The sequence below is a fragment of the Aeromonas sp. s2 genome, assembly GCF_040907935.1.
In the GTDB taxonomy this organism is placed as follows: Bacteria; Pseudomonadota; Gammaproteobacteria; order Enterobacterales; family Aeromonadaceae; genus Aeromonas; species Aeromonas dhakensis.
The window spans coordinates 49,544-62,521 of the sequence record NZ_JBFOCR010000021.1; the positions used below are offsets into that span (position 1 = coordinate 49,544).

At 63.8% G+C, this 12,978-nt stretch carries 11 protein-coding genes; 3 read left to right on the forward strand and 8 right to left on the reverse strand.

The features are described from left to right. Positions 1–47: 47 nt before the first annotated feature. From ompA to ilvG, 6 genes are all read right to left on the reverse strand, one after another. Positions 48–1,154 (reverse strand): porin OmpA, encoded by a 1,107-nt coding sequence (gene ompA / locus AB5Y81_RS17600; protein WP_279485124.1) that lies wholly within the window; start codon positions 1,152–1,154, stop codon positions 48–50. 245 nt (positions 1,155–1,399) lie between these two features. After that, entirely contained in the window at positions 1,400–2,920 is a 1,521-nt protein-coding gene (gene ilvA / locus AB5Y81_RS17605; protein ID WP_017781280.1) for a threonine ammonia-lyase, biosynthetic, read from the reverse strand. A gap of 104 nt (positions 2,921–3,024) precedes the next feature. Beyond that, on the reverse strand, positions 3,025–4,866 hold the full coding sequence (gene ilvD, locus AB5Y81_RS17610; RefSeq protein ID WP_279485123.1) for a dihydroxy-acid dehydratase: 1,842 nt from the start codon (positions 4,864–4,866) through the stop codon (positions 3,025–3,027). 146 nt (positions 4,867–5,012) lie between these two features. Then, entirely contained in the window at positions 5,013–5,957 is a 945-nt protein-coding gene (locus AB5Y81_RS17615) for a branched-chain amino acid transaminase (protein WP_010635712.1), read from the reverse strand. A gap of 12 nt (positions 5,958–5,969) precedes the next feature. Beyond that, positions 5,970–6,221, reverse strand: a complete 252-nt coding sequence (gene ilvM, locus AB5Y81_RS17620) for an acetolactate synthase 2 small subunit (protein ID WP_005306810.1) — start codon at positions 6,219–6,221, stop codon at positions 5,970–5,972. After that, on the reverse strand, positions 6,218–7,879 hold the full coding sequence (gene ilvG, locus AB5Y81_RS17625; protein WP_279485122.1) for an acetolactate synthase 2 catalytic subunit: 1,662 nt from the start codon (positions 7,877–7,879) through the stop codon (positions 6,218–6,220). Before ilvG ends, ilvM begins: the two co-directional genes overlap by 4 nt. A gap of 383 nt (positions 7,880–8,262) precedes the next feature. Here ilvG and AB5Y81_RS17630 point away from each other — a divergent pair, with 383 nt between their 5' ends. The 3 genes from AB5Y81_RS17630 to AB5Y81_RS17640 all read left to right on the forward strand — a co-directional run bounded on the left by AB5Y81_RS17630 (position 8,263) and on the right by AB5Y81_RS17640 (position 11,754). Next, positions 8,263–9,777, forward strand: coding sequence for a YifB family Mg chelatase-like AAA ATPase (locus tag AB5Y81_RS17630; RefSeq protein WP_010635710.1), 1,515 nt, complete (start codon positions 8,263–8,265; stop codon positions 9,775–9,777). 115 nt (positions 9,778–9,892) lie between these two features. Continuing rightward, complete coding sequence (locus AB5Y81_RS17635; protein WP_017787026.1) at positions 9,893–10,807, forward strand: acyltransferase; 915 nt, start codon at positions 9,893–9,895, stop codon at positions 10,805–10,807. Beyond that, positions 10,801–11,754: an acyltransferase gene (locus AB5Y81_RS17640; protein WP_024942650.1), complete on the forward strand. Its 954-nt coding sequence runs from the start codon at positions 10,801–10,803 to the stop codon at positions 11,752–11,754. The genes AB5Y81_RS17635 and AB5Y81_RS17640 overlap by 7 nt, the downstream gene beginning before the upstream one ends. Here the strand turns inward: AB5Y81_RS17640 and AB5Y81_RS17645 are convergent. After that, a complete protein-coding gene (locus AB5Y81_RS17645; RefSeq protein ID WP_279485121.1) occupies positions 11,700–12,185 on the reverse strand; it encodes a DUF523 domain-containing protein in 486 nt (161 codons plus the stop codon). The genes AB5Y81_RS17640 and AB5Y81_RS17645 overlap by 55 nt on opposite strands. Positions 12,186–12,285: 100 nt before the next feature. Continuing rightward, entirely contained in the window at positions 12,286–12,936 is a 651-nt protein-coding gene (locus AB5Y81_RS17650; protein ID WP_005306829.1) for a DNA mismatch repair protein MutT, read from the reverse strand. Between the last annotated feature and the right edge of the window lie 42 nt (positions 12,937–12,978).

The following is a 12,978-nucleotide window of genomic DNA, read 5'->3' on the forward strand; positions in this document are numbered from 1 at the left end:
GACGAGGGAGGCCTGGGCCTCCCTCGTCGTTCATGCAGATACCCTGGTCATTGCGCCTGCTGGGAGACCCCCTCCAGTCGCACTTCCACCCGTCGATCCGGTGCCAGACAGGCGATCAGCGCCGGTTTGGAGCCGCTGCTGCAGTTGTTGCCGGTGATCGGAGAGGACTTGCCGCGCCCCTCGACCCGCACCTTGTCGGCAAACAGCCCCTTCGCAATCAGATAGTCTGCCACGCTGCGGGCGCGCTGCTCGGAGAGCGCCTGGTTGTAGGCGTCAGAGCCGATGCGATCGGTGTGGCCGATCACGGTTGCCACCCCGTCTTTCGGATTGGCCGCCACTATCTGGCTGAACAGGTTGTCCAGCGCCTGGCTGGCAGCCGGCTTCAGGGTCGCCTTGTTGAACTCGAACAGCACGTCCGAGCTCAGGCTGAAGGTTTTGGGCACCACCACCACGGCGGGAGCAGGCGCCGCTGCCGGGGCCGGTGCGGGCGTCGCCACTTCGCCGCCCTGCTGACCGAAGCGATAGAGCATGGCGAAGGCCAGCAGGCCGTTGTCCATCTCGATGCCGGAACGATCGAGGGAGGTATCCCCGAGCGGGGTGGTGTACTGGTATTCGAGGCGGGCGGCCCAGTCACGGTCGATGGCGTATTCGGCCCCCAGCGCCCCGACGAACACGGCGCCATGCTTGTTGCCGGTATCCTTGATGAAGTCAGTGGCCGTCTGGGCCGACAGTTCGCTGTTGGTCCAGGCGTAGCCACCGCCGATCCGGCCATAGAGATCCAGCGCATCGTTGACCGGGAACCCTATCTTCATGGTGGTCTGGATCATCTGGCTCTTGGCTTCCCCTTCCACCCTCACCCCGCTCAATTCGCCGGACGAGGTGTACTTGCCGAACCAGTCATAGCCGAATTCGAAGCCCAGGTTGGGGTTGAGCTGATAGCCGGCAAAAGCGCCCAGCCCGAGCGTATCCTTGCTGGTGCTGGTGTTTTGCAACGCCCCCAGGGTGTCGGAGACGACCTGCTTCTGATCCACGTCGAAGAACTTGGACCAGCCGGCCTTGCCGCCGACATACCAGGTGTTGTCCTGAGCGGCAGCCTGCACGCCCCCGCTGACGAGCAGGCCGCTGACCAGCACGGCAAGTATCGATTTGTTCATGGTAAAAGCCTCTGCAATGAGTCGTGATGGGCGCTCTTGCGCCTCTCTTCCCTGATGGGGCAAACCCGGCCCCGCCCATCAGGTTATCCCATCTGTTGTCAGCCTCAAATGACTTGGGACTCAAGAGTGTGAAGCGCTCGGCATTCCCGACCGCAAAACGCCCCATGCAGGTGTATCCACGGGTGCGCCGGCAGCACCATGAAAAAGGGAGGCCGATGGCCTCCCTCTTGCTGCTTGCAGCGCGCCTAGCTGGCCAGAAACAGCCGGTAGGCGGGGTCGTCGCTCACCTCTTTCCAGCCGTAGCCAATCTCGTGCAGGTAGTCGTGGAAGGCGGCCACGTCCTCGTCCGGCAGCTCGAAGGCGCACAGCACCCGGCCGTAGTCGGCACCGTGGTTGCGGTAGTGGAACAGGCTGATGTTCCAGCGACAGCCCAAGGTCTCCAGAAAGCGCATCAAAGCGCCAGGTTGCTCCGGAAACTTGAAGCTGTAGAGACGTTCACCGAGGGGCCGGGCCGGGCGGCCGCCAATCATGTAACGCACGTGGTTCTTGGCCAGCTCGCTCTCGGTCATGTTGACCACCGGATAGCCGTTGCCGCCGAGCTGATCGATGATCTGGCCCAGCTCCTCGTCACCGCCGCTGAGGCGCACCGAGACGAACAGCGAGGCCTGCTCGGCATCGGCGTAACGGTAGTTGAACTCGGTCACCATGCGGGGCCCGAGCTGACGGCAGAAGTCGAGGAAGGCCCCTTTGCGCTCGGGGATGGTCACCGCCAGCATGCCCTCGCGCTTCTCGCCGATCTCGCAGCGCTCCGACACGTAGCGCAGGCTGTGGAAGTTGACGTTGGCACCGGACAGAATGGCCGCCATCCGGCCACCCTTGACCTGCTCCCGCTCGCTGTAGGCCTTGAGGCCGGCCAGTGACAGGGCGCCCGACGGCTCGGCAATGGCGCGGCAGTCGTCGAAGATGTCTTTGAGCGCGGCGCAGATCTGGTCGTTGGAGACGGTCACCACCTCGTCCAGATACTGGTTGCACAGGCGGAAGGTCTCCTCGCCGATGCGCTTGACCGCCACCCCGTCCGCAAACAGCGAGACTCGCTCCAGATTGACCGGCTCGCCGGCCGCCAGCGCAGCCTTGAGGCAGGCGGAGCCCTCCGCCTCCACCCCGATCACCTTCACATCCGGCAGCAGCTGTTTGATGTAGACCGCCACCCCGGCGGCCAGCCCGCCGCCCCCCACCGGCACGAAGACGTGGGTGAGATGGGTGTCCTGCTCCAGCAGCTCCTTGCCGATGGTGCCCTGCCCGGCGATCACCTCGACGTCGTCAAACGGCGGGATCAGGGTGTAGCCCTCCAACTCGGCGAGACGGCGGCTCTCGCCGTAAGCCTCGTCGAAGCTGTTGCCGAACAGCAGCACGTTGCCGCCCTGGCGGCGCACCGCATCGATCTTGATGTCCGGCGTGGTCTTGGGCATCACTATGATCGCCTTGATACCGAGCCTGGCGGCCGACAGGGCGACCCCCTGGGCGTGGTTGCCGGCAGAGGCGGCGATGACGCCGCGCTCCTTCTGCTCCTGGGTCAGGGTGGCAATCTTGTGGTAGGCGCCGCGCAACTTGAAAGAGTGAACCGGTTGCAGATCCTCCCGCTTCAGACTGACGTGGTTGCCGAGCCGCTCGGAGAGTTTCTTCAGGGTTTGCAAAGGGGTGACCCGCGCCGCCTCGTAGACGGGGGAGAGCAACACCTTGCGTAGATAATCCGCCGCAGAGACCATGACTTATTCCCCCAGCATCGAGCGATCGCGCCACATCAACCCTTTGTCGGCACAAAGACCGACCAATCGGGTCGACTGCTCATAGTTCATATTGGAATTCATCTTTATTCCCCCAACAGGGTGCGATCGCGCACCGCACCCTTGTCGGCACTGGTGGCGAACATGGCATAGGCGCGCAGGGCAAAGGAGACCTGACGCTGGCGATCGAGCGGCTTCCAGCCACGGGCCTCGACGGCGACGCGGCGGGCGGCCAGCACGCTGTCGGCCACCTCCAGCACCATGCTGCGGGCCGGGATGTCGATGTTGATGATGTCGCCATCCTCCACCAGACCTATGGTGCCGCCAGAGGCCGCCTCCGGCGAGACGTGACCGATGGAGAGACCCGAGGTGCCGCCGGAGAAGCGGCCGTCGGTGATCAGCGCACACGCCTTGCCGAGGCCCATGGATTTCAGATAAGTGGTGGGGTAGAGCATCTCCTGCATGCCGGGGCCCCCTTTCGGACCCTCGTAGCGGATCACCACTACTTCACCTGCCTGGACTGTGCCATCCAGGATACCGGCGACCGCCGTGTCCTGGCTCTCGAATACCCGGGCCGGGCCACGGAAGGTGAGGTTCTCCTCGTCCACCCCGGCGGTCTTGACGATGGCGCCGTTAAGCGCCAGGTTGCCGGCGAGCACGGCGAGGCCGCCCTCCAGGCAGTAGGCGTTGTCCAGCGAACGGATGCAGCCCTCGGTGCGGTCCAGATCCAGCTCCGGCCAGCGGCAATCCTGGCTGAACGCCTTGGTGGTGCGGATGCCGGCCGGGCCGGCGCGGTAGAAGTCCACCACCTCCTGACTGGGCTGGCGGCTGACGTCATACTCGGCCAGCAGCTCCACCAGCGAGGTGCCCAGCACGTTGCGGGCGTCCCCGTGCACCAGACCCGCTTTCTCCAGCTGGCCCAGGATGGCGATGACGCCACCGGCGCGGTGCACGTCTTCCATGTGATATTTCTGGGTAGAGGGCGCCACCTTGCACAGCTGGGGCACCTTGCGCGACATGCGGTCGATGTCGGCCATGGTGAAGTCGACGCCCGCCTCCTGGGCTGCCGCCAGCAGGTGCAGCACGGTATTGGTGGAGCCGCCCATGGCGATGTCGAGCGCCATGGCATTCTCAAACGCCGCCTTGGTGGCGATGTTGCGCGGCAGAGCCGACGCATCCTCCTGCTCATACCAACGCTTGGCCAGGGTCACGATGCGCTGGCCCGCCAGCTTGAACAGCTGCTCGCGATCGCTGTGGGTCGCCAGCAGCGAGCCGTTGCCCGGTTGGGAGAGACCCAGCGCCTCGGTCAGACAGTTCATGGAGTTGGCGGTGAACATGCCGGAGCAGGAGCCGCAGGTGGGGCAGGCACTGCGCTCCACCTGTTCGCTCTGGGCGTCTGAAACCTTGGGGTCGGCGCCCTGGATCATGGCGTCCACCAGATCCAGCTTGATGATCTGGTCGGAGAGCTTGGTCTTGCCCGCTTCCATCGGGCCGCCGGAGACGAAGATCACCGGGATGTTGATGCGCAGGGCGGCCATCAGCATCCCCGGGGTGATCTTGTCGCAGTTGGAGATGCAGACCATGGCGTCTGCGCAGTGGGCGTTGACCATATACTCCACCGAGTCGGCGATAAGCTCGCGCGATGGCAGGGAGTAGAGCATGCCACCGTGGCCCATGGCGATGCCGTCATCCACGGCGATGGTGTTGAACTCCTTGGCCACCCCGCCGGCGGCTTCGATCTCTCGCGCCACCAGCTGGCCCAGATCCTTGAGGTGGACGTGGCCCGGCACGAACTGGGTGAAGGAGTTGACCACGGCGATGATGGGCTTGCCGAAATCCTGATCGGTCATGCCGGTGGCACGCCAGAGGGCGCGGGCCCCGGCCATGTTACGTCCGTGGGTGGTGGTGGCGGATCTCAACTTCGGCATTGTCTCTACTCCCTGAATGCCCAGCGGGCTCATTATCTTTGGAAATGAAAAAGTGACTCTCGGATCGGGAATCGATCCTGGTGAGGGCACCGCGCAGTGCCCTCACCGGAAGCGACTCGGGGAGGCACATCGCCTCCCCTCATTTGTCAGTCAGCCACCGGGGTCAACCAGCCCCACTTGTCTTCGGTCTGGCCGTTGAACAGGCCGAAGAAGGCGTTCTGCAGTTGCTCGGTCACCGGACCGCGGCAACCGGCACCCACCTGCATCCGATCGACGGAGCGCACCGGGGTCACCTCGGCCGCCGTGCCGGTCATGAAGATCTCGTCTGCGACATACAGGGCCTCACGGGGCAGCGCCTGCTCGCGCACCTCGTAACCCAGATCGCGGGCCAGCGTCATGATGGTGTCGCGGGTGATACCGGGCAGGATGGCGGCGGTAGCGGGCGGGGTGAACAGCACGCCGTTCTTCACCAGGAACAGGTTCTCCCCCGCCCCTTCGCTCAGGTAACCGTTCACGTCCAGCGCCAGCCCCTCGGCGAAGCCGTTGCGCTTGGCCTCGCGACTGATCAGCTGGGAGGAGAGATAGTTGCCACCCGCCTTGGCGCCGGTGGGAATGGTGTTGGGGGCGAGCCGGTTCCAGGAGGTGACGCACACATCCACCCCGTTCTTCAACCCCTCTTCGCCGAGATAGGCGCCCCAGGGAATGGCCGCAACGATCACGTCGGCCTTGGCATCCTTGGGAGGATGCAGGCCAAGGCCCACGTTACCGATGAAAGCCAGCGGGCGCAGGTAGCCGCTTTTCAGGCCGTTCTCGCGCACCACGGTGCGGCAGGCCTCGTTGATCTCGGCCTCGTTGTAGGGGACCTCCATCCAGTAGATCTTGGCGGAGTCGAACAGGCGGCGGGTGTGCTCCTGCAGGCGGAAGATGCAGGTCCCCTTGGGGGTGTCATAGGCACGCACCCCTTCGAAGACCGAGGAGCCATAGTGCAGGGCGTGGCTCATCACGTGCACCTGGGCATCCTGCCAGGGCACCAGTTTGCCGTTGAACCAGATGTATTGGGGATGAGTGGCGGATTGGGAAGGCTGTGACATTGGCTTGGCTCCTTAAGCTCTGATCCGGGGTTGCTGTTCCAGTGCATCGACCCGGGAGACGTCCACCAGCTTCACCAGCTGGCTCCACAACTGCTGGATGGGACGCACCGACTCGACAGTAACCGTGATCCGCAGTTGTTGGCAATCCTGCTCCATGTTGAGGGCGCAGAGGTTGAAACCGCGGTGACGCACCACCCGCAGCACCCGCTCCATCACTTCGGGTCTGGGCTGGGCATGGATTTGCAAGGTATTGAACTGACTCATGGGCGTTGCTCCATCATTTGGTGGTTGGCGACTCCTGGCGGAACCAGGGGCCAGACGTTTTCTTCCTCTGAAATGGCCACATGCAGCAGATAGGCGCTCTCACTCGCCAGCAGACGGTCGAGGGCCGGGGCTATCTCCTCCTTGCATGTGATGGTCTCGCCCGGAATGCCGAAGGCGGCGGCCAGGGCGACGAAATCGGGATTGTCGGAGAGGATGGTCTCGCTGTAGCGGCCGTCGAAGAACAGCTCCTGCCACTGGCGCACCATGCCGAGGCGCTGGTTGTCCAGCAGCACCATCTTCACCTTGAGCTGGGCCCGGCGGATGGTGCCAAGCTCCTGCACGTTCATCATGAAAGAGCCGTCGCCGCTCACCAGCACCACCTCATCTTCGGGGCGCGACATCTTGGCGCCGATGGCGGCGGGCAGGCCGAAGCCCATGGTGCCGAGACCGGCGCTGGAGAGGTGGTTGCGCGGGCTGGTGAAGCGCATGTGCTGGGCCACCCACATCTGGTGCTGACCCACGTCGCAGGCCACCACGCTGCTCTCCGGCAACCTGGCAGAAAGCTGCTTGAGCAGTGCCGGGGCATAAATGGGCTGGCCGGGATGGTCGTAACGAAAGGCGTACTCGCGGGCCATGTTCGCGCAGTGCTCACGCCATGGGTCGATGGAGAGGGACATGGCGAGACGCGGCAACACCTGTTTGAGATCCTGAGTGATGCCCACTTCGGCGGCGCGGCGCTTGCCAAACTCGGCGGCGTCCACATCCAGATGGATCACCTTGGCCTCGGGGGCGAACTCCTCCAGCTTGCCAGTCACCCGATCATCGAAACGGGCGCCCACCACCAGCAGCAGGTCGCACTGCTGCACCGCATAGTTGGCGGCCTTGGTGCCATGCATGCCGAGCATGCCCAGATAAACGGGGCTGTCGGGATCGAGCGCCCCTATCCCCTTGAGGGTGGTGACCGCAGGCATGCCAGTGGCGGCGGCAAAGTTGCGCAGCTGCTGCTCGGCGTTGGCCATCCCCACCCCGCCACCGACGTAGAGCACCGGACGCTCGGCAGCAGCAAGCAGGGTGCGAGCGGCCGTCAGCTCGGCCGGATTGAGATGCTCGGGCTCCGCCACCGCAAACAGCAGACTCTGGGCCGGCGCTTTGGTCAGTTGAACATTGGCCAGTTGCACGTCCTTGGGCAGGTCGATCAGCACGGGGCCGGGGCGCCCTTCACTGGCGATGGCGAAGGCCTCGGCAATCACCTGAGGCAAATCCGCCACATCCGTCACCATAAAGGAGTGCTTGGTGCAGGAGAGAGACATGCCGAGCACGTCCACTTCCTGGAACGCATCGGTCCCGACGGCGGCGCAGGGCACCTGACCGCTGATGGCCACCAGCGGCACCGAGTCGAGCAGCGCCTCCGCGAGGCCGGTCACCAGGTTGGTGGCGCCCGGACCCGAGGTGGCGATGCAAACCCCCACCTGACCGGAGGCGCGGGCATAACCCACCGCCGCCATGGCGGCCCCCTGCTCGTGGCGGCAGAGCTGGTGCGCCAGACCGCCGTCATACAGGGCATCGTAGACCGGCATGATGGCCCCGCCCGGGTAACCAAACACCTGGGTCACACCCTGTTTCTTGAGAGCCTGTACCAAAAACTGCGCGCCGTTCATCTGGAAAATCCTGTCCTTTGGTCGAAAAAAAACCCCCGGGCCGTGAGGCTCGGGGGTCGCTTGTTTCGTTCTGTCCGGTGGTGGGTCTATCCCTTGTTCCGTGCAGCTAAACGAGCCCCGAGCGGTGAGATAATAATCACCACTAGGACCACAATAATGCTGACGAAACGGGAGGCCATGTTCATAGTTACAACCGGAAATCCTGTGAAATTGGGCGGTTTTTACCGCGAATGGCTATTAGAACTAGCACGGTGGATTTTATTGGGCAAGCGTTTTTTGCCTGACAAGACTCTGATTTTCACTGAGTCCAATCGCGTCAGTTGGAACAAAAAACTAATAAAAAACGGTTAACCAGCATATACATCAAACCAAGGACGGGATTTATGTCATTAGCTGTGGTTTATAGCCGTGCCAGCCTGGGAATAGCGGCCCCGCAAGTCACGGTGGAAGTGCACCTCTCCAACGGTCTGCCCGCCTTCAACATGGTGGGCCTGCCGGAAACCTCGGTGAAGGAGTCGCGGGATCGGGTGCGCAGCGCCCTGCTCAATGGCAATTTCGAGTTCCCGAGCAAGCACATCACGGTCAATCTGGCCCCCGCCGATCTGCCCAAGGAGGGGGGCCGTTTCGATCTTGCCATCGCCATCGGTATTCTTGCCGCTTCCAAGCAGATACCCGCAAAATACCTGCTTGATCACGAATTTTTAGGCGAGCTGGCCCTGACCGGCGAGATCCGCCCCGTGCTCGGCGTGCTGCCCGCAGTGCTCGCCTGCCGGGATGCCGGGCGCACCTTGCTGGTACCGCGGGAGAACGGCCCCGAGGCCTCGCTGATCCAGGACGCCGAGGTACGCACCGCCCATCAGTTGCTGGCCGTCACCGCCTGGCTGGCGGGTCAATACGAGCTGCCGCTGCCGGATCCCCAGACCACGGAGGCCCTGCCCGATGTGCCGGATCTGCAGGATGTGATCGGCCAATCCCAGGCCAAGCGGGCGCTGGAGATCGCCGCCGCCGGCAGCCACAACCTGCTGTTCATCGGCCCGCCCGGCACCGGCAAGAGCATGCTGGCCAGCCGCCTGCCCGGCATTCTGCCACCGCTCAGCGAACAGGAGGCGCAGCAGACCGCCGCCATCCACTCCATCGGCGGCCTCACCCCTCGAGCCGGTCACTGGCACCACAGACCCTATCGCACGCCGCACCACAGCGCCTCGGCAGTGGCGCTGGTGGGTGGTGGCAGCCACCCGCGGCCCGGTGAAATATCCCTGGCCCACAACGGGGTGCTGTTTCTGGATGAACTGCCGGAGTTCGAGCGCAAGGTGCTCGACTCCCTGCGCGAGCCGCTGGAGACCGGCCACATCACCATCAGCCGGGCCGCCCGTCAGGTGGATTTTCCCGCCCGCTTCCAGCTGGTCGGCGCCATGAACCCCAGCCCTTGCGGCCACTACGGCGATGGCCAGACCCGCTCCAGCCCGGATCAGATCCTGCGCTACCTTGGCAAGCTCTCCGGCCCCTTTCTCGACCGCTTCGACTTGACGGTGGAAGTACCGCTGCTGCCCAAGGGCAGCCTGACCGGCAAAGCCGAGCGGGGGGAGTCGAGCCAACAGATCCGCGAACGGGTGCTGGGGGCACGGGAGCGCATGCTGAGCCGCAACGGCAAGCTCAACAATTTGCTTGATAGCCGCGAAATCGAAGAAATTTGCCGCTTATCGCCGCAGGATGCCGAGTTTCTGGAGAACGCCATCCAGAAACTGGGGCTCAGCATCCGGGCCTGGCACCGCATCCTGCGGGTATCGCGCACCATCGCCGATCTGGCGGGGCACGCCGCCATCGAAAGAGAGCACCTGATCGAGGCGCTCGGCTATCGGGCCATGGATCGGCTGCTGTCACGACTGCGCAGCGGCTGATGGGTCGCAAGCGCACCTGACGGCCCTGCATGGTCTCGCGGGCCATCGGCTGATATTATGGCCACAGATCTGACCACTTGATGGCCCTTTATCGACAGCAAGACGGACCCGACCCATGCCCAACAAGCTGATTGAGCGACTGCGCGGCAGCCTCTCGACCCTGCTCTATTTTCTCAACACCCTGTTCTGGTTTATCCCGATCCTCTCGCTGGGCCTGCTCAAGCTGGTGCTGCCCCTCAAGGGCTGGCGCACCTTCTGCAATGCCCTGCTGGATGGCAGCGCCGGCTGCTGGATCGGTTTCAACAACCTGATCCAGAAAACCATCATCAGAACCCCTTTCGATGTGGTCGGAGTGGACAAAGGGCACCGGAATGAGTGGTATATGGTGATTGCCAACCATCAATCCTGGGTCGACATACTGGTACTGCAGCGGGTTTTTAATCAAAAAATCCCCTTCCTGAAGTTTTTCCTCAAGAAAGAACTGATTTGGGTACCTTTCCTCGGTCTGGCCTGGTGGGCGCTGGACTTCCCCTTCATGCAGCGATATTCCCGCAAACTGCTGGAAAAGAAGCCCCATTTGAAGGGAAAAGACATAGAGACCACGCGCAAGGCCTGTGCCAAGTACCGCCACATGCCGGTGAGCGTGATGAACTTCGTGGAGGGCACCCGCTTCACCGCCCGCAAGCACGACAAACAGGCAGCGCCCTATCGCCACCTGCTGCACCCGAGAGCTGGCGGCATTGCCTTCACTCTGGCAGCCATGGGCGATCAGCTGCACAAGCTGGTGGATGTGACCATCGCCTATCCGGGCGGCATCCCCAGCTACTGGGACTTCATGTGCGGTCGGGTCAAGGAGATCAAGGTTCGGGTCCGCTTTCTGCCGATCGAACGCAATCTGGTGGGGGATTACTTCAATGACCCCGAGTTCCAACAAGAGTTTCAGCAGTGGTTGAACGGGATCTGGCACGAGAAGGACCAGACTCTGAACCAGCTGCTGGCAGACAAGACGCCCCAAACTACACCATGCTAAGCCTGCTCCCGGGTCCGCTGGTGCTGCTCATCAGCGCCAGCCTGACCATACTGTTTACCGCCCTGTGCGCCAGCCTGATCCTGCTGGTGTCGCTGGTCAAACTGCTGCCCGTTCCACCCCTGGCCCGTGCCTGCAGCCGGCTCAACAATCGCTTCATGCGGCTGTGGCTGGCCTGCAACGCCCTGGTGATCCGCCTCACCACCCGCATCGACTGGCAGGTGGAGGACGACACCCGGCTGCGCAAGGATGGCTGGTATCTCATCATCAGCAACCACATGAGCTGGACCGACATCGTCGTGCTCGGCCACCTGTTTCGCGACCGGCTGCCGGTCCCCAAGTTCTTCATGAAGCACGAGCTCATCTACATACCGCTGCTGGGACTGGCCTGCTGGGGGCTGGACATGCCCTTTATGCGTCGCTACTCGCGGGAGTTCTTGCTGCGCAACCCGCATCTGCGGGGCAAGGATATCGAGACCACCCGCAACGCCTGCGAGCAGTTTCGCCACATCCCCACCACCGTCATCAACTTCGTGGAGGGGACCCGCTTCACCGAGGCGAAGCGCGATGCCTCCCGCTCCCGATACCAGCATCTGATGCCGCCCAAGGCGGCGGGGCTGGCCTTCACCCTGGCGGCCATGGGGGAGCAGTTCGACAGCCTGATCAACGTCACCATCAGCTATCCGGACAACGTCGAGACCCCCTTCAAGGACTTCCTGATGGGGCGGATGAAGCGCATCCGGGTGCGGATCGAGGAGCTGCCGGTGGACGAGCAGCTGGTGGGGGATTACTTCAATGACAAGCAGTTCAAGCGCGGCTTCCAGGAGTGGCTGAACCAGCGCTGGCAGGAGAAGGACGCCGTGCTGGCGCAGTGGCAGGCGGCCGATGCGGCGGCTCAGACCGAGCCGCAGGCAGCCGAGGCGAGCACCGAGGCCAGCTCGGGCAGCTGATCCTCGCTGAACACGGCGATGCCGTGGCGGCGCAGCAGGGCAGTGGTCATGCCCTCGCCCGCCACGGACTGCCCCTCGAAGCGGCCGTTGTAGATGCGGCCGCTGCCACAGGAGGGGCTCCCCTCCTTGAGCAGAGCGAAGCGAATGCCCTGCTGCCGACAAGTCGCCAGCGCCAGCGCGGCGCCACGGGCAAACTCCGCCGTCACATCCAGCCCGCTTGCGGTCATCACTCGCTCCCCTTGCCGCTCGGCTGGGGGGCGCGGCGTCGGCAGACCGCCCGCCACCTCGGGACAGAAGGCCAATGCCCGCCCTTCAGCCCCCAGCGTTTGCAGCCAGTCGCTGACGATGCCCTTGCTCTGACCGTCGTAGCGCACCGGCTGACCCAGCAAGCAGGCGCTCACCAGTACCTTGTGCACGCTGGTCTCACTCATGCTTTGCTCCCCCGCTGGCTAAAACCAGGGCCCTCGTAGCACAACGAACATGGTCCCAGCAGACAGGCGCTTACCAATACCTTGTGCACGCCGACATCCTTCATGCTTCCGCTCCGTGCATCACCTGATCGAACATCACGCAGCAGGGGCTCTCCAGCCGGTAGAGGATGGCGGGACGCTGCTTGCCGGTGCGCTTGCGGCCGGTGTCCACCAGGATATCGGCGCGATGGATGCGCTTGCGAAAGGCGGCCGTGTTCATCGGGGTCTGCAGGATGATTTCGAAGGCCCGCTGCACCTCGGAGAGGGTGAACTCGGCCCCCAGCAGTTGCAGCGGCAGGGTGCTGTAACGGCTCTTGATGCGCAGTCGCTCCAGCCCTCTGGCGATCAGCTGGGTGTGGTCGAAGGCGAGGCTGAGCCCCGGCAGGGCGGCAAGCGGGTGCCAACAGCCGTGGAGAACCTCCACCTCGGGATCCACCAGACAGAGGTAGACCAGGGTGGTGGACCAGCCACGGGGATCCCGCTCCAGGTTGCCCAGGGTGCAGACCTGCTCGCTGTAGCAATGGCCCAGCCCCCATTCGGTCAGCAGGCGATGGCGAGCCGCGTCCAGATCCCGATCCCGGGTCTCGTCGATGCGCAGGGCCGGCAGTTGCCAGCAGTGGGCAAAGGGCGGGCGATCGCGGGTCTCCAGCAGCAGCTCGAGCCGCTCCTCGTTCAACCGCAGCACCACCATATCCAGACTCATTCTCAACATGCCGATCGCCCTGCTCGCCTTCGATTAATGTTTGGTAGATAA